Raw genomic sequence first — 20,848 nt, forward strand, 5'->3', positions numbered from 1 at the left:
CGCATGGTCCGCGAGTTCAAGCTACCGGACGTGGGCGAGGGCGTCGCCGAGGGCGAGTTGCTGGAGTGGCACGTCCAGCCCGGCGACACCGTCGAGGAGGATCAGGTCGTCGCCGAGGTCGAGACGGACAAGGCCGTCGTCGACGTGCCCTCCCCCGTCAACGGCACCGTCCGCGAGTTACTCGCCGAACCCGGCGAAGTGGTCCCCGTCGGCACGGTGATCATCACCTTCGACGTTGAGGGAGAACCAGTGACGGAGAGCGATCAGGACGCCACCGCCGACACGGAGACGGCGGCGGTCTCCGAGGAATCGGCGACCGAGACCGAATCCGAGGAGGCCGTCGCCGAGGAGAGCAGCGGCACCGAGTCCTCGGTGAACGGTCAGGGCGGCCGGATCTTCGCCGCGCCGAGCGCCCGCCGGCTGGCCCGCGAACTCGGCGTCGACATCGCCGCCGTCGACGGCTCCGGCCCGGGCGGCCGGGTCACCGAGGCCGACGTGCGCGCCGCGGCGGAAGGTGGCGAGGCCGCCGACGCCGGGAGCGACGGCGGCGGCAAACAGCTGAAATCCGCCGTCAGTCGGATCGGAGACGACGAGGGCGACGGCGCGAGCGGGGACGGTCAGTCGGGCGACAGCGGCGGACTGAAATCCGCCGTCTCGCGCATCGACGACGGCGATACGGGCGGTTCCGCGGACGCAAGTGCCGGCGGCGCGGGCGCCGCGGCCCAGTCCATCGAAGCGGCCGGGCGCGAGCGGACGCTGGCCGCGCCGGCCACCCGGAACCTCGCCGACGAACTCGGCGTCGACATCGACGACGTGCCGACCGACGAGATGCGCGACGGCGAGCCCTACGTCGACGAGGCGGCCGTCCGCGAGTACGCCGAGGCCCAGAAACAGGCGCAGGCCGCCGACGCGGAAGCGCTCGCGAACGCGGAGCGCGCCGGCGAAGCGGGCCCGCCGACGACGACGGCCGAGAGCGGCGCCGGACCCGACGCCGTCGAGGCGAGCGAGGGCGACCGCCGCGAGCCCTACCGGGGCGTCCGCAAGACCATCGGCGAGGCGATGGAGCGCTCGAAGTTCACCGCGCCGCACGTCACCCACCACGACAAGGTCGACGCGACGGCGCTGGTCGAACTGCGGGAGAAACTCAAGCCCCGCGCCGAGGAGCGCGGCGTGAAGCTGACCTACATGCCGTTCGTCATGAAGGCCGTCGCCGCCGCGCTGGCCGAGCACCCGGTGCTCAACACGCAACTCGACGAGGAGAACGGGGAGATCGTCTACAAAGCCGACCACAACGTCGGCGTCGCGACCGCGACCGACGCCGGGCTGATGGTCCCGGTCGTGAAAGACGTGGACGGCAAGGGACTCCTGCAGTTGGCCTCGGAGACGAACGAACTCGTCTCGAAGGCCCGCGAGCGCTCGATCGCCCGCGAGGAGATGCAGGGCGGCACGTTCACCATCACCAACTTCGGCGCCATCGGCGGCGAGTACGCGACGCCGATCATCAACTACCCCGAGACCGCGATTCTCGGTCTCGGCGCCATCGAGGAGCGACCGATGGCAGTAGACGGCGAGGTCGTCGCGCGGGACGTGCTGACCCTCTCGCTCTCGATCGACCACCGGGTCGTCGACGGCGCCGACGCCGCACGCTTCGTCAACACGCTGAAGGAGTACCTCGAAGACCCGACGCTGCTGCTGCTGGAGTGACTCGGCCCCCGCTTTTACTCGAATTACTCACTGCCGATCGACAGCGGATTTCAATACGTCTGTACGTCGATCCCGAGGGCATCGAAGTCGTCGGGATTGGCCGTGAGAACCGGTTCGTCCAGTATTTCCGCGACGGCGCCGATGTACGCGTCGTTCGTTTCCACGCCGCTGTTGCCCCCGGTCTCCCTGTCGGCCTCGGCCAGGAGCGTACTCGCCGTTCGAGCGATTGCCTCGTCGACGTCGACTCGCGGGTATCCCAGTAGCGCGTTTTCTACCTGTCGCCGCTCCTCCTCGCTGGCCGTGTAGACGACGCCGTAGTACACCTCCGCGACGACCGGCGTCGGCAGCCACTGCACTTCCCCGGCGTCAGTCAGTTCTTCGCCGGTTCGGAGCGCTTCGGGGTCGCCCTCGATGAGGTCGAACAGATACGACGAGTCGAGGATCACTCCTCGAAGGCCTCCCGGGCCCGTTCCAGTCGGTCCTCGTCCCGCCCGCCGAACCGTTCGGCGGCCGCGCGAGCCTCCTCGACCTCCTCGGAGGAGAGGATGCCGACGAGTTCCTCGGGATCGGGCTCGCGCGTCAGGCGCCTGAGCGTCTCGAACATCGTCTCGTCGTCCCTGTTGTGCGCCGCGACCCACGCGTGGTACTCGTCGGGGACCCGGATCATCTTCGTCATGTCGTAAAACACGATTTACGAGCGCAAAAGCGTTTCCGCCGGTATCGATCCGCCACACCCGCCTCTTTTTACCGGGGCACTCCACTCTCCGACAATGGTCGTCGGAGACGTCACTACTGGAACCGACGTACTGGTCATCGGCGCGGGACCGGGCGGCTACGTCGCCGCTATCCGCGCCGGGCAACTCGATCTGGACGTCACGCTCGTCGAGAAGGACGCCTACGGCGGGACCTGCCTGAACTACGGCTGCATCCCGTCGAAGGCGATGATCTCGGCGACGGACGTCGCCCACGACGCCGGCCACGCCGAGGAGATGGGCATCTACGCCGACCCGGCCGTGGACCTGCAGGGCATGGTCGAGTGGAAAGACGGCGTCGTCGACCAGCTCACCGGCGGCGTCGAGAAGCTCTGCAAGGCCAACGGCGTGAACCTCGTGGAGGGCCGCGCGGAGTTCGCCGGCGAGCACAAGGCCCGCATCGTCCACGGCGGCGAGGGCCAGGGCTCGGAGACCATCGAGTTCGAGCACGCCATCGTCTCGACGGGCTCGAAGCCTATCCAGGTGCCGGGCTTCGAGTTCGACGGCGAGCACGTCCTCTCCTCGCGGCAGGCGCTCGCGCTCGACGCCGTCCCCCAGAGCATGGTCGTGGTCGGCGGCGGCTACATCGGCATGGAACTCTCGACGGTCTACCAGAAGCTCGGCTGCGACGTGACCGTCGTGGAGATGCTCGACGACATCCTCCCCGGCTACGAGGAAGACGTCACGCGCGTGGTCCGCGAGCGCGCCGAGGATCTGGGCGTCGACTTCTTCTTCGGGCAGGCCGCCCAGGACTGGGAGGAGGCCGGCGACGGCATCACCGTCCGCACCGAGAACGAGGACGGCGACGTCGAGGAGTTCGGCGCCGAGACGTGCCTCGTCGCCGTCGGGCGCCGACCCGTCACGGACACCCTCGAACTCGACGCCGTCGGGCTGGAACCGAACGAGAACGGCTTCCTGGAGACCGACCACGAGGCCCGCACGGACGTGGATCACGTCTTCGCCGTGGGCGACGTTGCCGGCGAACCGATGCTCGCCCACAAGGCCAGCGCCGAGGGCGAGGTCGCCGCCGAGGTCATCGCCGGTGAGCCCTCCGCGCTGGACCACCAGGCCATCCCCGCCGCGGTGTTCACCGACCCCGAAATCGGGACGGTCGGCATGACCGAAGCGGAGGCCGAGGAAGCCGGCTTCGACCCGCTCGTCGGCGAGTTCCCCCTGCGGGCGAACGGCCGAGCGCTCACCCACGGCGAAGAGGACGGGTTCGTCCGCGTCGTCGCCGACGCCGACAGCGAGTTCGTCCTCGGCGCGCAGGTCGTCGCCCCGGAGGCATCGGAACTCATCGCCGAACTCGCGCTCGCCGTCGAGATGGGCGCGCAACTCGAAGACGTGGCCGCGACGGTCCACACCCACCCGACCCTCTCCGAGGCCGTCCGCGAGGCCTGCGCCAACGCGCTCGGCGAGGCCGTCCACACGCTGAATCGGTGAGCGGCGGGTACTCGGGCGTCTATTTCTGCGGGGAACTTTCGTCGTGGCGCGCGCTGTCGAGCGTGCCGAGCGAAAGTGAGGCCGCGAGACGGCACCGTGCGAGGGATGAGCATCGCAGCGAAGCGAGAAGCGCAATCGGTTGGGGAGGCGTGTGGCCGTCCGCGGTGCTGTGCGAGCGCGGTGTTGTTCCTGGCGGACTGAAAGGGCGAGACCAGGTCGGGCGGTCTGCGCGGGCCCTATCCGAGGGAGCGCCAGCGACCGAGGATATCCCGCACAGACCGCCCGAGCGGGTCGAGGGCTTTCATCGCCTGTTGTTTCCTGCGGTGACTCCGACTGCTAGCGAGCGGGTCGAGGGCTTTCATCGCCCGCTGTCGTCCGCGGTCGAACCACTAACTCCAGAGCCTCCGAGAAACGAATCACCAAGTCCCGCCGCGCCCACCACCGATCCATGCCACTGGACTACACGCACACGCCGGTCACGGTCGAAGACAAGACGGCCGTCCTGATAGGCGCGACCAGCGGGATCGGACGCGCGATCGCACTCGGGTTCGCCGAGGAGGGAGCCGACGTCGTCGCCACCTCTCGCGACGAAGAGCGCGTCTCCCGTACCGCCGACGAACTCCGAGACCGCGGGGCCGAGACGCTCGAAGTGACCTGCGACGCGACCGAACGCGACGATGTCGTCGCGCTCCGCGACACGGTGGAAGCCGAGTTCGGGTCCGTCGACGTTCTCGTCTACGCGCCCAGTTACATCGCCCGCGAGAGCATCGACGAGGTCACGGACGATCAGTGGGACGACGTCTTCGACGTGCAACTGAAGGGGGCCTACCGGGCGACGCAGATCTTCGCCGAGGCGATGGACGAGGGGTCCATCCTCCACATCGCGTCGGCGTCCGCCGAGAGCGCGATCCCCAACCTCGCGGCCTACTCGGTCGCCAAAGGGGGACTCGACACGCTCGTCCGTGTCGCCGCGGAGGAACTCGGCCCGGAGATCCGGGTCAACGCCGTGCGGCCGGGATTCATCGTCAGCGAGCAGACGCAGGGGACCTACACCGAAGGCGAGCCGCGCTTCGAGACCATCAAAGACCGGACGACCCAGGAGCGGCTTGGCCGGCCCGAGGAGATCGCGGGCGCGGCGATCTACCTGGCGAGCGACGCCGCCAGCTACACGACCGGCGAGATCGTCACCGTCGACGACGGGTTCCTCTCGGCGACGTTCGAGGAATAGGGAGACGCGACTGGAAGGAGCGTCTCCGAAATCCAAGCGGTGACCGCAGGGAACCGCGAGGAATAGGAAGTTCGAACACCGCCCCCTCAGGAAGACGCGAACTCGGCCGCGCCGGCGGCGTCCGGTGACCGCACCGTATCGAGCAGTTCGCCGATGTCCGAGCCGGTGAGCAGGATTCCCACGAGGCCGACGAACAGCGCGAGCGGGTTGCCGGTCGCCAGCGCCCACGCGGCGGGGACGAGCCCCAGGAGGACGCCCGGCGCCGCGACGCCGACGAGATACGCCGACCGGCGGATCTGGGCGGTGGGAACGACGAACACCTGCACCGGGTCTAGACCACCGGGGAACAGCGACGCCTCGACCGCCACGTCGCGCCACGATCCCTCGCAGAGCAGCGCGTAGGCGACGGCGTGGACGGCGCCGTGGAGGACGACCAGTCCGCCCATGACGGCGAACTGGAGCCACTCGCCGCGGGGGCCGAGCATCGCCGCGTAGTCGAGGTAGCGGTCGAATCCGTAGGCGCCCAGATAGACGCCAGCGAAGGCGGTGGCGACGGCGACGGGCATCGCCACTGCCCGGGCCGTCCCCCACTCCTCGTCGTCGCACTCGGGGTCGGGGTCGGCGTACATGGTCACGCGACCGGCGGCGCGCCGACCGGCTCAGCGGTCGGGCGGTAGCGTAGTTCGAGAGCGGTCATCGACACCCTCCCGCGTAGCCGCGGCGCCGAAGCAGTGCCAGTAGCGTCAACTGTCCGTACAGCAACGCGAGCGCGATCGGAAAGAGCGACAGGGCCGTGAGCGTGTCCGAGAGCGGGAGTAGCTCGGCGATCTCCAGACCGAGGACGACCGTGACAGCGCCGATGTACAGCAGCGGCGAGGCGGTCATCGACTTCGCTTCGGCGTAGAGGTCGGCGATCCCACCGGTGTCAGTACCGTTCGATGCCATACGAGTAGCTACCGCGTGCGCCCACTTCAGCGCTCGGCGAACGAGATTTCTATTCGGGATCTGTCACTCGCCGCCCCGGCCGGACCCGTCGACGGACACGCGACCGGACTCGTCGACCGAGACGGCGAGGGTCTCGTCGTCGAGGGTGACCGCGATCTCGACGCGGATCGGATCGGTGTCCGCGACCGATATCGTCGAGTCGTCGGCGACGAACGCGGGTTCCCAGGCGTAGCGTTCGTCGAGCGGGCGGTCGTGGCGGCGGTAGAACGCCTCCACCGCGGGGTCGACGAGCAGGCAGAAGCCGACCGGGCCGGCCATGGTGGCGCCGCAGGTGTCACAGCGGGCGCGCAGGCGCGGTGCGGGAGCGGCGTCCTCCGCGACGACGGCGGGGTCGACCGCCGCGGAGCACTTCGGACAGACGCCCGCGAGCGTCCGCTCGATGGCCTGGCGGGCGAGCAGTTCCGCGAGCGAGACGATTTCGGGGAGCGACGCGTCGGAGGCCGCGGCGGGCGGGACGCTCCAGTTGAACAGCGGGTGGTCGTTCTCGCAGGAGACGGCGCAGCGGCCGTCCTCGTAGACCGCGACGGCTCGCGCGTCGCAGAGCGAGCAGCCGCTGTCGAGCGGTTCCGGACCCCTCGACCCGCGGTCAGTGTACGTGCCGGCGAGGATGGCGGCGACGATCTCGACGCCGGCGTGGGTGAGGTGGTAGCCGTCGTCGGCCTTGCGGACGAAGTGGTCGCGGAGCTCGTTCAGGTGGTAGCGAAAGCGCCCGGAGTCGCGCACGTCGACGCGCTTGCGCAGGTCGGCGAAGCCGACCGGTTCCGGCGCGGACTCGCGGTGGAAGGCGGCGAGCGCCCGGAGGATGTCCACGCGGAGCGGGTCCGACAGCGCCGCGAACGCCTCCGACGGGTCGACGTGCGAGTCGTCGGACGCTCCCGAATCCGTCGAGTCGTCGCCGCGGCCGGCGGACTCGTCGCCGCGCTTCCCGGATCCGTCGCCCAACGGGCTCACGGGCGCGACACACGGGCGGGTTCCCGTCGCATGCTCGACGGTTCGCGGCCGACGCTCACAAGTCCATCGCCATGCGACGGCCGAGCTGCGCACCCGCGGACCTACAGCCCGGTCACCCACTCGGCCAGGTCGGCGACGAGGGCCTCCTCCACGTTGTCCGGGAAGACGTACTCGGTCGTCAGCGAGGGTTCCGTTCCGGAGTGGAACAGGTGTGAAAGGTCGGGATAGCGCTCGAATCGGTGGGTGTCAGGGTCGTCCAGCCCCTCGCGCCAGCCCGACAGCGCCGGGTCGATCGGGATCTGGAAGTCCCGCCCGCCGTGGGCGACGAACAGGGGCGCGTCGACGCGGTTGGCGGTCGCGACCTGGTCGTACTCGGAGAGCGTCTTCCACCAGATCCCGGGGACCGGGCCGATCTGTCGGTCGTCCGCAACGGAGCCGTCCTCGACGGCGGACATGAGTCGCTTCACGGCCGAGAGCTGGCGCTCCTCGCGCGCGGAGAGACCGCCCTGGACCTCCAGGAGGTGTTTCACCTGCTCGGGGTAGACCTCGGTGAACGGGCGGGCGTTGCCCGCGAGGAGCGCGCCGCCGGCGACGGATCCGTCGCGCTCGGCGATCCGGGGGACGCAAGTCGCGCCGATGCTGTGGCCCGCGACGACGGTTCGGTCGGGGTCGACCTCCGGTTGGTCACGCAGGACGCCCAGCGCGTGGACGGCGTCGTCGACGATGATGTCGTCGATTGCCCACTCCTCCCGAGGGACGTCGCAGGCGTGCGTCCGCTTGTCGTAGCGCAGGACCGCGACGCCGCGGCTGGCGAGGCCCTGGGCCAGGTCGCGGTAGGGCTCGTTCGGCTGGATGGTCCCGTCGCGGTCGTGCTGCCCGCTTCCGTGGACGAGGACCACGCCCGGGACGGTGTCTCCAACGTCCGTAACGGTCGCCGTCTTCGTTCCGGCAGTCGCCGTCGCGGTCGATCCGCCGTCGTCGCCGGCGGGCACCGACAGCGTCGCGGGGAGCGAACAGCCGCCGGGTTCGAGCGTCAACGTCCGCTCGGCGAACGCCGACTCGTCGACGTACTCGGGCGACGAGTACTCCGCGGGGAACCACAGCCCGGAGAGCGCCCCGTCGCCGTCGACGCCGAGTTCGATCCGCTGGCGCCGCTCGGCGCACTCGACGGGGACGACCAGCGTCTCCGACCCGTCGCGGGTACCGGACTCGACGCTCCCGACGGACTCGACCGCGCCGTGCTGGGCGGTGAGCCCGAGCCAGTAGCGTTCGAGCGTCGGTCGCGGCATCCGCGACGCGAGGGTGTCCCCGAACAGCGAATGGGCGGCGTCGAACTCGCCCGCGCGGAGGCGCGCGACGAACTCGCGAGCGGTCTCCCGCCCCGCCGGCGTGGATGACGGCGTCGGGGTCGCCGTGGACGCGGGCGTGCCCGTGGAGTCCGGCGTAGGCATCTGCGTCCCCGTCGGCGGTGCCGTCACCGTCGGCGTGGGCGTGGCCGTCGTCGTCGAGACGGGGGCGTCGGTCCCGGTTCCGCCCGGGATCGGCGAGTCGGTGGAGGCGCCGGAGGTGTCGTTACAGCCCGCGAGCGCGCCGGCGCAGGCGAGGCCGGCGACCGTACGGAGGACAGTTCTGCGGGAGCGAGCGTCACTCGTGGAGGGTGGTTCGGGGTCGAACGTCGTCATCGGATCGAGCGAGACGCGGCGGGGACTTCAGCGTGTGGCGAACGCGATTTCTATTCGTTCTCCGACATCTATCGCCCGGCGTCGACGACGCAGCGGAAGCCGACGTTGCCTGTGGAGCTCTCGGGGTCGTTCTTCGACCGGGCGGCCAGCCGGTAGCGGTTGCACCACGACTCGTGACAGAGGTGCGAGCCGCCGCGCATCACCCGTTCGTCGCCGGACTCCGGGCCGACGGGGTTCTCGGGGTCGTAGGCGTCGGTGGTGTGGTGGCCGGCGCCGAACCAGTCGCGACACCACTCCCAGACGTTGCCGCAGACGTTCCGGAGGCCGAAGTCGTTCGGCTCGTAGGCGTCGACGGGCGCGGTGGCGAGGTAGCCGTCCGCCCCGGTGTTGCGCTCGGGGAAGTCGCCCTGCCAGACGTTACAGCGGTGTTCGCCGTCGGGTTCGAGTTCGTCACCCCACGGGAAGCGCGTGCCCTCGCGGCCGCCGCGGGCCGCTCGCTCCCACTCGGCCTCGGTCGGGAGCCGTTTGCCCGCCCACTCGGCGTAGGCCGCCGCGTCGGCCCAGGAGACGTGCGTGACCGGGTGTTTCAGCAGGTCGTCGTCGACGACGCTCGAACTCGGGCCGCGAGGGTGGAACCAGTCGGCGCCCGAGACGGCGAGCCACCAGTCGGCACCGGGAACCCGGTCCCGGGCGTGTTCGCGGTCGCCCTCGGCCACGAAGTCCTCGAAGACGAACGACCAGCCGAACCGCTCGGCGTCGGTCGTGTACCCCGTGTCGCGGACGAACTCCAGGAACTCGGCGTTCGTGACGGCGTATCGGTCGACGTAGTAGGGATCGGTCGTGACCTCGCGGGCCGGCCCCTCGCCGTCCTCCGGGAAGCCCACGTCCTCGTCGGTGCCCATCCGGAAGGTCCCCCCGTCGATCCGGACCATCCGGTCGGTGCGCTCGTCGTCGGTAGCGGGTTCCGTCCGCCAATCCGGGTCCGCAGTGGAAGCGTCGCCGTGGCCGGTGTCACCAGTTTCGCGCGCGGGGCTACAGCAGGCGCGGTCGTCCTCGCTCACGCCCGCGCTTCGACCGGTGCGGAGTAAACGGTTTGGGTGCGAGGAGTTTGGTTTGATAGCTCTGCGGCTACTATCGGAGACAGCACCGAGAACAGCGTGAAAGCCCCCGGGCGCTCGCCGACTGCGACTCGTTGCGCGCTTCGCTCACTGCGTTCGCTCCAGTGCTTACGTCGTCTCGTCTGACGAGCGCCCGGCCCCCTTCATTCCCGCCCGCTTCGGCCAGTCGGCTCGTCTGTGTGGGTGGGAATGAAAGGGGCGACCGGTTCGGGGAAGCCCGGGGAAGCAAGCACCGCAGGGCGAAGCCCGAGGAGCGCAGCGACCCGCGCGAGCCGAACCGGTCGGGGCTTTCACGCTGTTTGCGGTGCCGGTACTGGCGCTGTCTGCGGTCGGGGCTTGCACGCTGTTCACCGCTCCCGTTCCGTCGCCGGCGCGGTTCGCAGATCCAGTGACAGCGAAGTCCGCTCCTAGGCGGGGATTTAATGGCGCAGGGAGCCTGGTGGCGGTATGGACATCCGGGACGCAGTCGAAGCGGACGCCGAGCGGCTGGCGGAGCTCACGGCGTCTCCACAGGACGTGATGCGGAACCTGGTTCACGACCGGACCGTCCGCGTCGCGGCCGACGACGAGGAGATACAGGGGTTCGTCAGCTACGACGCGCGCGAAGACACGGTCCACGTCACGCAGCTCGAAGGCACGGCGGCCGTCCGCGACCGCTTGCTCGAAGAACCCATCCGCTTCGCGACGGCGGAGGGCATGACCGTCGAACTCCTCGTTCCCGAGGACGAGAGCGAGACGCGCGAATCCGCGGAGGACGCTGGGTTCGAGCACGCCGGCGGCGGCCCCACGTTCGAGGGCCAACCGACGGTCCGGTACCGGCTCGACCCCGGGTCGGAATAGTCCGCCGTTACGGCGCGGTATGGCCGCGCTACGCGGCGACTACCCGACGCATACTTTTCTCGCGTTCGTGCGGACGCTGAGACATGTCACTGTCCGCGCTCGACGCCGTCGACGACGCCTATCGGGCGACCGGCGCGTTCCTCCGACCCGTCGACCGGACCCGGTGGGCGAAGCTCGCGCTGATAGGCCTGTTCGTCGGCCTCCCGACGGCGAACGCGGGCGGCGCGCAGTTCGGCGGGGCGGGCGCCGAGGCGCCGGCGAACGGCGGCCCTGGCGGAATGCCGGTGGACGGCGGACCGGTCGATGTCCCCGTCGAAGCGTGGATCGCGATCGCCGTCGCGGTGGTCGTCGCCGTCGCGCTCGCCCTGGCGCTCGTGCTCGTCGGTTCGGTGATGGAGTTCGTGCTGGTCGAGTCGCTCCGGGAAGAGGACGTCCAGATCCGCGCCTACTGGCGGCGGTACTTCCGGCGCGGGCTCCGTCTGTTCGGCTTTCGGCTACTCCTCGGACTGGCGGTACTGGCCGCCCTGGCGCTCCTCGCGGCACTCGTCTTCGTCCCGCTTGCGCTCGGCGATGCAGTCGCGTCGACGGCGCTGCTCGCGATACTGTTGATTCCCGCGTTCCTCGCGATCGTGTTCGTCGCCGCGGTGGTCGGCGGGTTCACGACCGCGTTCGTCGTCCCGGTGATGATAGCCGAGGACTGCGGCGTGATCGCGGGCTGGCGGCGCTTCTGGCCGACACTCACCGGGCAATGGACCGAGTACCTCGCGTACGCCGTCCTCGCGTTCGTGCTCGGGATCGTCGGGAGCGCGCTCGTCGGCGTCGTCACAGCGATCCTCGCCGTCCTGCTGTTGATCCCGTTCGGCGTCCTGGCCGCGCTGGCCTTCGGACTGTTCGTCCTCGCCGAGCCCGTCGGGATCGCGGCGTTCGTCGTCGTCGGCCTCCTGTTCGCCCTCGCGGTGATCGCCGTCGCCGCGTTGGTACAGGTCCCGGTGATCACGTACCTGCGGTACTACGCGTTGCTGGTGCTCGGCGACACGAACGAACGGTTCGATCTGATCCCCGACCAGCGAGCGGCGGTCCGCGACTGAGCGGGCCGGCGCCGTCGGTCGCCGTCGGTCGCCGTCACTCGGCTTCTCTCGTCCAGCGCTTCTCGACCTCGCGGTTGGCGAGGACGACCGTGTCGCCCTCGTCGAGTTCGAACCGGCTCTTGCGGAGTTCGATGGCGCTGACCGTGCCGGTCATCGACTGGGTCGTGACGCGGTCGCCGGGGTTGAAGTCGGGGTCCCGCAGGAGGTAGACGCCGGCGACGGCGTCCTCGATCATCTCAGAGAGGGCGTAGGAGACGCCGAGCGCGATGAACCCGGTCGCGGTCCCGAGGCTCGCTGCCACGTCGCCCATCCCGAGGATCTTCAGGAGGACGAGCCCGGCGCCGAACCAGAGGAAGACGCCGACGACCGTCACCCACAGCTGGGCGATGAGGTCCTGTTCCTCCGGGTAGATACCACGGAAGAACCGGCGGAGCACCAGCAGGATGATCTTTATCAACACGTACGCGATCGAGACGAAGATGACGGCCATGACGAGCCGCGGGATGGCCGTCCGCAGCGCGGCCGCCAACTCGTTGACCGTCTCGATCGCGAGGTCCGACAGGTACTCGACCGGCGTTTGCATAGCGACCCCAAAGGACGGACGGTCCAAGAGTTTCGGGGGGCCGGTTCGACCGGAAACGGAGGGGTGCAGTGCGGCAGCGGAGTGGTAGCGGAGCAGTGGCGGTGCGGTCGCGGAGTGGTAACGGGGCGGTCGCGGGGTGGTGGCGGTGCGGTCGCGGAGCGGTCGCGGGGTGGTGGCGGGGCGGTGCGGTCAAGCATCCGGCACCGCAGGCGCCGGTTCACCGCTCGCGCCGACGGCGCGAGCGGCCTTTTTCACCCATGTTTTTGGCTCGGGGGGTCGCGCTACGCACGACCCCCGAGCGAAAAAGATGGTCAAAGGAACTCCCGGACTTCGGAGTACCACATGTCGTGGTGGTCGAGGGCGTCGATGGCGCGGGCGATGCGGACGGCGATGGCGTGCCAGCACAGCTCTTCGGGGTCCTCGTCGTCGAGGTTGTAGGTGGCGTCGTTGCAGTCACAGGAGTCGTCTTCGACGACGTACTCGTCGTGGTGGCCGACGACGACGGTGAAATCGCGGTACTCCTTGACGCGCCGCTCGGAGACGGCTTCGATCGCGCGGGCCCCGCGCTCGCCGTGTGCGTCGAGGATGAGATCGACGGCGTCGGGGGTGAGCTCCCCCGACTCGGCGAGCGCGGTCTCCCAGCGGTCGACCGCGTTCACGATACCACCTCTTTGGGACACCCCGACTAAACAGGTTCGGTGCGCGCAAACGGAAATCCGGGCGTACCGCCGAGCGGGAACGAGTAAGACGGCGTGAACGGTCGGGACCGTGAAGCGCACCGAGAGTCGACGGGCACCCGGAGAGCGGGGCGGTCCCCTCGCGGTCCGAGAACGCATCCCTTTTCGCGGTCGCCGGCCAGGACCGACGTATGCGCGTCACCGAGGGGACGGTCGCTGTCGAGGTGCCCGAGCAGGCCGACGCCGGCGTCGGCGAGGACGTCTTCTTCAACCCGGTTCAGGAGCTGAACCGCGACCTGACCGTCGCCGTCCTGCGAGCGCTGGAAGCCGAGCGCGACGGCGACGGCGACCGGACGCCCAGCTACCTCGACGCCAACGCGGCCTCCGGTATCCGCGGCGTCCGCGCCGCCGCCGAGGGGTACGACGCGACGCTGTGCGACGTCGACCCCGACGCGGTCGAGCTGTGCCGCGAGAACCTGGCTCGCAACGATCTGGACGGGCGGGTCGTCCACCGCGACGCCAACGCGCTCATGCACGAGGAGACGTTCGACGTGGTCGACGTGGACCCGTTCGGCACGCCCATCCCGTTCGCCGACGCGGCGTTCCGCGGGGCGAGCCGGCTGGTCTGCATCACCGCGACCGACACCGCGCCCCTCTGTGGCGCCCACTTCGAGAGCGGCGTCCGCCACTACTCGGCGGTCCCGCGCAACACCGAGTACCACGCCGAGATGGGACTTCGAGTCCTCATCTCGGCGCTCGTCCGCACGGCGGCGCGCTACGACCTGGCCGCCGAACCCGTCTTCAGCCACGCCACGAAGCACTACGCCCGGACGTACCTCCGGCTGGACTCCGGCGCGCAGGCGGCCGACGCGCTCGTCGGCGACCTCGGCCACGTCGACCACTGCGAACACTGCCTCTTCCGCGAGGCGACGCGCGGGCTGATCGCCGACCCGCTCGACTGGTGTCCCGAGTGCGACGAGGCCATCCAGACAGCGGGGCCGATCTGGCTCGGGCGGACCTGCGACCCGGCGTTCGCCGAGGCGGTGCGCGACGCCGTCGACGACGGGATGGGGACCGCCGCGGAAGCCCGCGACCTCTGCGAGACGGTCGCCGCGGAACTCGACGAGCCGACCCACTACGACCAGCACCGCCTGTGCAAGCGCTGGGGCGTCGGCGCCGTCGCGATGGACAAGTTCATCGAGCGGCTGCGCGACGCCGGATTCTCGGCCTCGCGGACCCACTACGGCGGGACGACGTTCAAGACCGACGCCGACGTGACGGAGATCCGGGCGGCGGCACTCGACGAGGAGTGAGCGGGCGTTCCGGGGAGGGCGCGTCCGGCGACGAGGACTCCACCGGGGAGAAGTGAGTCGGTACCGGACGTCGCGTCACGCGTTCGCGACGCGGCCGACGGCGCCGTAGACGAGGTGGTAGAGAGGGCGCAGGAAGTAGTTCAACATACCCACGAGGCCGACGAGGCCCCCGAGGGCCTGTATCTCGCCGGGTGAGCCCTCGAGCCAGACGAGGACGACGACGGCGGCGAGCAGCGGACCGGTCCAGAGGTCGGTCGCGACCTCCCGGACGCCGAGGCCGTCGGCGGGCGCGTCGACGGTCGTCGCGACGAGGTACAGGCCGGCCCCGACGACGGCCAGGGCGAACGCGAGCGGGAGCGACCCGCCGAGGCCGGCGGTACCGGCCGTGACGAGACAGAGGCCGGCGACGAGCAGGACGACGGTCGCGCGCATCACGACTCCGTCCAGCGTGGGATCCATACCGATCGGTCACAGCGGCCGCGTCTTGGTCCTTTCGTCCCGCGAGCCGCCGACCGCGGGTCTCGGGTCGCCCGCCGCCGGTCTCGACCCGCCGGCCGTTCAGTACTGGGCTGGCCGTTCGGTGCCGGGGCTATTTGTGTGGCAGGGCCGCAGTCGGAAGCGTGCAGAGCGACTCAGCGGGCGGGCGCGCGGTCGCGACCGGCCGCGACGCCGTCGCCGTCGTCAAGGCCGTCGTCGCGCTCGTCCAGGAGCGGGAGGTGACGTTCCTGGCGGCGGGCATCGCCTACTACGCCTTCGTCTCCCTGCTGCCGGCGCTGATGCTGCTGCTGGTCGTCGCGTCGGCGGTCGGCGGGGAGGACCTGGCCGCGGAGGTCGTCGCCGTGACCGGGAACGCGCTCTCGCCGGTCGGCCGCGACCTCGTCCGCACGACGCTGGTCGACGCCTCCGGGCGGGCGCCGGCGACGATAGTTAGCCTCCCGCTGCTCGCGTGGAGTACGCTCAAGGTGTTCCGCGGGCTGGACGTCGCGTTCTCGCGGATCTACGGCACGGAGGCGGCCGCGTCGCTGCTCGGACGGGTCCGTGACGCGCTGGTCGCGCTCGGCGCGGTCGGGATCGGACTGGCGGCGCTGGTCGTGATCGGCACGCTCGTCAGCTACTCCGGCATCGCCTTCGTCGGCGTGTTCGGGACGCTCGCGCTCGTCGTCGTGCTGACCGTCGTCTTCTATCCCCTGTTCTACGTCTTCCCCGACACCGACGGGACCGTCCGCCAGGCGGCGCCGGGAACGGTCTTCGCGGCCGTCGGCTGGACGCTCCTCGGGACGGGTTTTCGTATCTACGCGGGCATGGCCGGGCAGTTCGACGTCTACGGCGTGTTCGGCGTCGTGCTGCTGCTGGTCACGTGGTACTACGCGGGGAGCATCGTCGTCCTCGTCGGCGCCACACTCAACGCGGTATTGGCGGAGCAAGCACGTGCGACCACCAATACCAAGGGGGAGCCAGGCGACACACGAGACACGCGCATATGACCGCCGATACTGGTGCTGACGACGACGCGTCCGCCGGGGAGGACGAATCGACCGCGTCCCCGGACCCCGATCCCGTCGCCGACGGCGCGACCGGGACCGACGGGGGGAGCGTGGGGGAGCGTGAGGACTCGCGGGCGCGCGAGACTCCGGACCCCGGAGCGGACGACGAGGTCGACGAGCTGCGCGACGAACTGGAGGCGCTGCGGGAGCGCATCGACGAGAAGACCGTCCACCGGGACGACATCCGCGCGGAGCTCCGTCGCTACGTCCGCAAGCGCCAGCGCCGCGGTCACGCGACCGGCTGGGGCCCTTACCTCGTCCTCCTCTACGGGACGGCGATGACGATCGGCGCCTTCTACTACCTGAGTAACTGGGTCGCCGTCGCCGCCATGCTCGTCGTCTGGCTCTCCACGCTCGGCCTCTACGTCTTCATGGTCGTGATGGGGTCGTTCATCGCCGCCGGCCGCAAAGCGGCCGGGCTGCGCGACCTCGTCGGCAAGTTCCGGTGACGCCGCAGCGCGGCCGACGCCGGCCGACCGCGCGGTCGCCGACGGCGCGCCGCCGTCTTCGTAACATCTAAACTCCGCCTTGCGTACCTCAAGGCATGCCTCGGGGTGGCGGATCGACCGACGGCGAGTCGCGCGTGGACCTCCACGTCAAGATCCTCGATGAGAAGGTCGTCCGCCGGGCCAAGGCCGTCGGACTCGACGCCCTCGTCTACGCTCCCCACTTCGAACACCTCTCGACCATCCGCGAGCGCGCCGCCCGCTTCTCCGACGACGAACTCCTCGTCGTCCCCGGCCGAGAGTACTTCACCGACACGTGGACCGACCGCAAGCACGTTCTCGCCGTCGACCCCGACGAACCGGTCCCCGACTTCCTCACCCTTGAGGACACGATGGCCGAGATCGCCGACCAGGACACCGGCATCCTCGTTCCCCACCCCGAGTTCCTCACCCTCAGCATGACCGAGTCGGACATCGCTACCTACGCCGACCGTGTCGACGCCGTCGAGGTGTACAACCCGAAACACTGGCCCTGGGACGACCGCCGCGCCCGCGAGATCGCCCGCGACTCGGGCCTCCAGACCTACATCTCCTCGTACGCCCACCTCACCACCACGATCGGCGAGGCCTGGGTCGAGTTCGAGCGGCCCATCGACTCCGCCGCCGATCTGGTGGAGGCGCTGCGCTCGGGCGCGCCGCGGCGGATGTACCACCGCAACGGCCTGACGCACCTCCTCAAGCGCCGGGCCGAGTTCGCCCACCTCGGCTGGGAGAACACCTACGACAAGTTCAAACGCGTCGTGCTGGAGGGCGACGAGCCGACCCACCCTGCCGGCGACTACCCCGACCGCTTCGCCGACATGAACGCCTATCGGTGAGCGGTCGGCGCTGAACCTCGGCCCCACCGACTCCTATCCGAGCGCCGCAAGCCAGTCGGCCAGTTCCTCCGACAGCAGGAACCCGACGACGAGCGCGAACGCCGCGAAGACGCCGACCGCGGCGGCGACGACGCCGCGCCGGTCGTGGACCCACGCGCGGTCGCTCAGTTCCCGCGCCACGAACACCACGTAGTCGGTGATCGCCACCGCCGAGGCGAGTCCGAGCGCCCACAGCAGCGCTTCCGTGGTCGCGACGGCCGGAACCAGCATCGCCACCATCGCCAGGAACTGGAGATTCGTGACGACCTTCCCCGGGAGCCGCGCCTGCACCTTGCTCGTGTCGAAGCCGTACAGCGGCACGAGCGGCGCCAGCGAGACGACGAAGGCGTCGCGGGCGAAAAAGAGGACGAGATACGCGAGGGGGAGGTCAAGCCGCGGGAACAGGATCGCGACGACGACCAGCGCCGTGAGCTTGTCCAGCGCCGGGTCCAGCATGGCGCCGAGTTCCGTCGTCTGGTCGAGTTTGCGGGCGACCCAGCCGTCGACGCCGTCCGAGAGGACGATGAGCGCGAGGAGGACGTACCGCACCGGGGAGTGGAGGGTGACGGCGATCCCCGCGACCAGCGGCAGCCGAGAGAGGGAGATGAGGTTCGGGACGGTCCATATCTCGCCCGCCCGCTCCCGCCAGTCGATACTCATGGTGCTGGATTGCTCCTCGGTCGTGCATGTGTCCACCGATCTGTGTCGCTCGGTGTTCGTGTGGCTGCGGTCGAAATCGGCCGTGAACCGCGCGAGTCCTCGGCCCGCTCGCTAGGAGTTGTCGTGACCGCAGTTGCCGGTGAGTGATGAAAGCCCTCGGCCCGCTCCGGTCGAGGGGCTCGCTGCGCTCCTCGCTACGCTGTCGTTCGAAAGAGTGCAAAGCACTCTTTCGTGATGACGAGAGAGCTTCGCTCTCTCGAACCACGGTGCTTTCATCGCCCGTCTTCCCGGAGCGGGGCCTCGCCCTTTCAATCCGCCAGGGACAGCACCGCACAGCACCGCGCCTCACACCTCCCCAACCGACTGCGCTTCTCGCTCACTTCGTTCGCTGTGATGCTCATCCCTCGCACGGCTCCGTCGCGGCACGGAGGCCGCGACAGCGCGCGCCACGGCAGAAAGAGAAGTCGCCGATTCGCCCCGCGTTCACTCGTCGAACTCGAAGACGACGGGGCGGTGGTCCGAGATCTGGACGTCGATGACGTCGCAGCGGGTGGGCCGGATGTCGGGGGAGGCGAGGAAGAAATCCAGCGTCCGGGTCTCGGAGACGATGGTGTCGAAGGGGCGTTTCGGGACGGTCTCGCCGGGATTGTGCAGGACCAGGCCCGTCTCTTCGAGGGCCTCCTCGACCTCGTCGAGGCCGTCGTAGGCGTTGAAGTCGCCGCAGACGACGACGCGGTCGCGCTCGGCGACGATAGCGGCGATCTCGTCGAGTTGCTTGCGCCGGCCGCGGCCGCTCATCGCGAGGTGGACACCGAAGATCGAGAGGCCGTCCAGGGTGACCTCGGTGACCAGGCGCTTCGGGCCGGTTTCGAGGTAGTGGGCCTCGATGGTCGCGTCGAGGTCGTCGCGGACGAGCAGGCCGTTCGAGAGGTGCGAGAGGACCGGCAGGTGGCCGAGGACGTTGCCGTCGCCGTACTTGGCGTCGGCGCGGGCGTGGTAGGCGAGGCCGCGCTCGGTGAGCATCTCGGCGAGGCGGGTGACCTGCCCCTCGGTCATCGTCCGCATCGACCCCTGGTCGACTTCGAGGAGGCAGACCACGTCGGGGCGCTCCTCGGCGATGACGTCGGCGAGGCGCTCGGTGGCGCGTTCCTCGGCGGCGTCGCTGCCGAGCAGCCCCCGGTGGGGTTTCAGCGCGTATTCGCGTAGCGATCCGTCGTAATCGAGCAGGTAACCGGCGTTACACGAGAGTATCTTCACACATTCTCCGTCGCCCGTGGAGGCGACCGACCGTCGTTGGGGGGATAGAACCAGTATGGACCTATAAAGCCGACGGTGACGTGTCAGTTCGGATGGATCACAGCGGCGGCTGGGCGACGGCCGAGCAGCGAAATGATCGCGGGACGAGCGCCCCGCGGGCGTGGGAGCCGAAAAATCCGCGAACGAGAGCGTCGGTGGCGACTTAGAACGTCTCGAGGTACTGGTCGAGTTCCCACTGGGAGACCTCGACGATGTACTCCTCGAACTCCTTGGTCTTCGCTTCGACGAAGTTCTCGTAGACGTGCTCGCCGAGGGCGTCCTGGATGACCTCGTCGGATTCGAGCGCGTCGATGGCCTCGCCGAGGTTCGACGGGAGCGTGGTGATGCCGTACTCCTCGCGTTTCTGCTCGTCGAACTCGTAGATGTTCTCGCGGACCGGGTCGTCGCAGTCGAGGCCGCGCTCGATGCCGTCGAGGCCGGCGTGGATGAGCGCGGCGAAGGCGAGGTAGGGGTTACACGACGGGTCCGGGAAGCGCGCCTCGATGCGGGAGGCGGCCGGGACGCGCGCGGCGGGCTTGCGGATGAGCGCCGAGCGGTTCCGGTCGGACCAGGCGACGTACACCGGCGCCTCGTAGCCCGGGACGAGTCGCTTGTAGGAGTTGACCGTCGGGTTGGTGACGGCGGCCAGCGCCTCGGCGTGGTCGAGGATGCCGGCGGTGAACTGCTTGGCCGTCTCGCTCAGGTTGAACTCGTCGTCGTCGTCGTGGAAGGCGTTCTCGCCGTCCTGGAACAGCGAGAAGTGCGTGTGCATGCCCGACCCGTTGATGCGCGGGATGGGCTTGGGCATGAACGTCGCGTGCAGGTCGTGTTCGGCCGCGATGGCGCGGACGACCGCGCGGAACGTGGCGACGTTGTCGGCCGTCGACAGCGCGTCGTCGTACGTGAAGTTGATCTCGTGTTGCCCTTCGGCGACCTCGTGGTGGCTGGCCTCGATGTCGAAGCCCATGTCCTCCAGGCCGAAGATGATGTCCCGGCGGACGTCCTGGGCGAGGTCCTTGGGCGCGAGGTCGAAGTAGCCGCCGACGTCGTTGGTCTTCGTCGTCGCGCGACCCTCTTCGTCCTCCTCGAAGAGGAAGAACTCGGGCTCGGGCGCGGCGTTGACGGTGTACCCCATGTCCTCGGCGCGCTGGATGGCGCGCTTGAGGATCCCGCGCGGGTCGCCGGCGAACGGCTGGCCGCTGGACGTATCGATCACGTCACAGATGAGGCGCGCGGCGGCGCTGTCGTCGTCGTTGCGCCACGGGAGGATGGCGAACGTCGACGGGTCCGGGTCCAGGCGCATGTCCGACTCCTGGATGCGGACGAAGCCGTTGATCGACGAGCCGTCGAAGTAGATACCCTCTGTGAACGCCTTCTCGGCCTGGTCGGCCGGTACCGAGACGTTCTTGACCGTCCCCAGAATGTCCGTGAACTGCAGACGCAGGAAGTCGACGTTCTCTTCTTCGATCTCGTCGAGCACGTCCTGTGCCTCCGCGGAGAGACCCCCGTCCGGTTGCGCGTTTTCGCTTGTCATGTTTATCGACACCCGAAGGGTAGACCCATAGTATTAAAATCCTGTCCATCTGCGCAATTCTTCCCCT

General features: G+C 69.6%; 22 protein-coding genes. 9 read left to right on the forward strand and 13 right to left on the reverse strand.

Going from position 1 to position 20,848, the window contains the following annotated elements:
* The first annotated feature begins 3 nt into the window (after window positions 1-3).
* Window positions 4-1,704: a dihydrolipoamide acetyltransferase family protein gene (locus tag PSC72_RS12710; RefSeq protein ID WP_274321778.1), complete on the forward strand. Its 1,701-nt coding sequence runs from the start codon at window positions 4-6 to the stop codon at window positions 1,702-1,704.
* 50 nt (window positions 1,705-1,754) lie between these two features.
* Here PSC72_RS12710 and PSC72_RS12715 read toward each other — a convergent pair whose 3' ends face one another.
* Window positions 1,755-2,150 carry a PIN domain-containing protein gene (locus PSC72_RS12715; RefSeq protein WP_274321779.1) on the reverse strand — a complete coding sequence of 132 codons (396 nt, stop codon included), beginning with the start codon at window positions 2,148-2,150 and terminating at the stop codon, window positions 1,755-1,757.
* Window positions 2,147-2,380: a hypothetical protein gene (locus tag PSC72_RS12720; protein ID WP_274321780.1), complete on the reverse strand. Its 234-nt coding sequence runs from the start codon at window positions 2,378-2,380 to the stop codon at window positions 2,147-2,149. The genes PSC72_RS12715 and PSC72_RS12720 overlap by 4 nt, the downstream gene beginning before the upstream one ends.
* Window positions 2,381-2,474: 94 nt before the next feature.
* On the opposite strand from PSC72_RS12720, the gene lpdA reads away from it, so the two are divergent.
* Both lpdA and PSC72_RS12730 read left to right on the forward strand, forming a co-directional pair.
* Complete coding sequence (gene lpdA / locus PSC72_RS12725; RefSeq protein WP_274321781.1) at window positions 2,475-3,899, forward strand: dihydrolipoyl dehydrogenase; 1,425 nt, start codon at window positions 2,475-2,477, stop codon at window positions 3,897-3,899.
* Window positions 3,900-4,347: 448 nt separating this feature from the next.
* The gene (locus PSC72_RS12730; RefSeq protein ID WP_274321782.1) at window positions 4,348-5,127 is read left to right on the forward strand and encodes an SDR family NAD(P)-dependent oxidoreductase; all 780 of its coding nucleotides are present in this window, start codon (window positions 4,348-4,350) and stop codon (window positions 5,125-5,127) included.
* Window positions 5,128-5,213: 86 nt separating this feature from the next.
* Here PSC72_RS12730 and PSC72_RS12735 read toward each other — a convergent pair whose 3' ends face one another.
* The 5 genes from PSC72_RS12735 to PSC72_RS12755 form a co-directional block, all read right to left on the reverse strand.
* Window positions 5,214-5,756, reverse strand: coding sequence for a DUF3267 domain-containing protein (locus PSC72_RS12735; protein WP_274321783.1), 543 nt, complete (start codon window positions 5,754-5,756; stop codon window positions 5,214-5,216).
* Window positions 5,757-5,820: 64 nt separating this feature from the next.
* Window positions 5,821-6,072 carry a hypothetical protein gene (locus PSC72_RS12740; RefSeq protein ID WP_274321784.1) on the reverse strand — a complete coding sequence of 84 codons (252 nt, stop codon included), beginning with the start codon at window positions 6,070-6,072 and terminating at the stop codon, window positions 5,821-5,823.
* Between the two features lie 63 nt (window positions 6,073-6,135).
* Window positions 6,136-7,083, reverse strand: coding sequence for a winged helix-turn-helix domain-containing protein (locus PSC72_RS12745; protein ID WP_274321785.1), 948 nt, complete (start codon window positions 7,081-7,083; stop codon window positions 6,136-6,138).
* 101 nt (window positions 7,084-7,184) lie between these two features.
* Window positions 7,185-8,765: an alpha/beta hydrolase gene (locus tag PSC72_RS12750; protein WP_274321786.1), complete on the reverse strand. Its 1,581-nt coding sequence runs from the start codon at window positions 8,763-8,765 to the stop codon at window positions 7,185-7,187.
* A gap of 68 nt (window positions 8,766-8,833) precedes the next feature.
* Window positions 8,834-9,826, reverse strand: a complete 993-nt coding sequence (locus PSC72_RS12755; RefSeq protein ID WP_274321787.1) for a formylglycine-generating enzyme family protein — start codon at window positions 9,824-9,826, stop codon at window positions 8,834-8,836.
* A 504-nt stretch (window positions 9,827-10,330) separates the two neighbouring features.
* Here PSC72_RS12755 and PSC72_RS12760 point away from each other — a divergent pair.
* The gene (locus PSC72_RS12760; protein WP_274321788.1) at window positions 10,331-10,723 is read left to right on the forward strand and encodes a hypothetical protein; all 393 of its coding nucleotides are present in this window, start codon (window positions 10,331-10,333) and stop codon (window positions 10,721-10,723) included.
* Between the two features lie 83 nt (window positions 10,724-10,806).
* Window positions 10,807-11,811: a DUF7544 domain-containing protein gene (locus PSC72_RS12765; protein ID WP_274321789.1), complete on the forward strand. Its 1,005-nt coding sequence runs from the start codon at window positions 10,807-10,809 to the stop codon at window positions 11,809-11,811.
* A gap of 34 nt (window positions 11,812-11,845) precedes the next feature.
* Here PSC72_RS12765 and PSC72_RS12770 read toward each other — a convergent pair whose 3' ends face one another.
* Both PSC72_RS12770 and PSC72_RS12775 read right to left on the reverse strand, forming a co-directional pair.
* Window positions 11,846-12,394 carry a mechanosensitive ion channel domain-containing protein gene (locus PSC72_RS12770; RefSeq protein WP_274321790.1) on the reverse strand — a complete coding sequence of 183 codons (549 nt, stop codon included), beginning with the start codon at window positions 12,392-12,394 and terminating at the stop codon, window positions 11,846-11,848.
* Window positions 12,395-12,705: 311 nt separating this feature from the next.
* A complete protein-coding gene (locus PSC72_RS12775) occupies window positions 12,706-13,053 on the reverse strand; it encodes a hypothetical protein (protein ID WP_274321791.1) in 348 nt (115 codons plus the stop codon).
* A 209-nt stretch (window positions 13,054-13,262) separates the two neighbouring features.
* Between PSC72_RS12775 and PSC72_RS12780 the strand changes: the two genes are divergently transcribed.
* Window positions 13,263-14,384: a tRNA (guanine(26)-N(2))-dimethyltransferase gene (locus PSC72_RS12780; protein WP_274321792.1), complete on the forward strand. Its 1,122-nt coding sequence runs from the start codon at window positions 13,263-13,265 to the stop codon at window positions 14,382-14,384.
* A 75-nt stretch (window positions 14,385-14,459) separates the two neighbouring features.
* Here the strand turns inward: PSC72_RS12780 and PSC72_RS12785 are convergent, their stop codons facing one another.
* The gene (locus PSC72_RS12785; RefSeq protein ID WP_274321793.1) at window positions 14,460-14,843 is read right to left on the reverse strand and encodes a hypothetical protein; all 384 of its coding nucleotides are present in this window, start codon (window positions 14,841-14,843) and stop codon (window positions 14,460-14,462) included.
* Window positions 14,844-15,004: 161 nt separating this feature from the next.
* Between PSC72_RS12785 and PSC72_RS12790 the strand changes: the two genes are divergently transcribed.
* From PSC72_RS12790 to PSC72_RS12800, 3 genes are all read left to right on the forward strand, one after another.
* Window positions 15,005-15,868: a YihY/virulence factor BrkB family protein gene (locus PSC72_RS12790; protein ID WP_274321794.1), complete on the forward strand. Its 864-nt coding sequence runs from the start codon at window positions 15,005-15,007 to the stop codon at window positions 15,866-15,868.
* Window positions 15,865-16,377, forward strand: a complete 513-nt coding sequence (locus tag PSC72_RS12795; RefSeq protein WP_274321795.1) for a ribonuclease BN — start codon at window positions 15,865-15,867, stop codon at window positions 16,375-16,377. Before PSC72_RS12790 ends, PSC72_RS12795 begins: the two co-directional genes overlap by 4 nt.
* Before the next feature lie 95 nt (window positions 16,378-16,472).
* Window positions 16,473-17,252: a PHP-associated domain-containing protein gene (locus PSC72_RS12800; RefSeq protein WP_274321796.1), complete on the forward strand. Its 780-nt coding sequence runs from the start codon at window positions 16,473-16,475 to the stop codon at window positions 17,250-17,252.
* 33 nt (window positions 17,253-17,285) lie between these two features.
* Here the strand turns inward: PSC72_RS12800 and PSC72_RS12805 are convergent, their stop codons facing one another.
* From PSC72_RS12805 to glnA, 3 genes are all read right to left on the reverse strand, one after another.
* Window positions 17,286-17,951 carry a CDP-alcohol phosphatidyltransferase family protein gene (locus PSC72_RS12805; RefSeq protein ID WP_274321797.1) on the reverse strand — a complete coding sequence of 222 codons (666 nt, stop codon included), beginning with the start codon at window positions 17,949-17,951 and terminating at the stop codon, window positions 17,286-17,288.
* Window positions 17,952-18,434: 483 nt separating this feature from the next.
* Complete coding sequence (locus PSC72_RS12810; RefSeq protein WP_274321798.1) at window positions 18,435-19,208, reverse strand: endonuclease/exonuclease/phosphatase family protein; 774 nt, start codon at window positions 19,206-19,208, stop codon at window positions 18,435-18,437.
* 202 nt (window positions 19,209-19,410) lie between these two features.
* The gene (gene glnA / locus PSC72_RS12815; RefSeq protein WP_274321799.1) at window positions 19,411-20,781 is read right to left on the reverse strand and encodes a type I glutamate--ammonia ligase; all 1,371 of its coding nucleotides are present in this window, start codon (window positions 20,779-20,781) and stop codon (window positions 19,411-19,413) included.
* Window positions 20,782-20,848: the final 67 nt, after the last annotated feature.

Origin of the sequence: Halosimplex aquaticum (genome assembly GCF_028747785.1) — an archaeon.
GTDB classification, from domain to species: domain Archaea; phylum Halobacteriota; class Halobacteria; order Halobacteriales; family Haloarculaceae; genus Halosimplex; species Halosimplex aquaticum.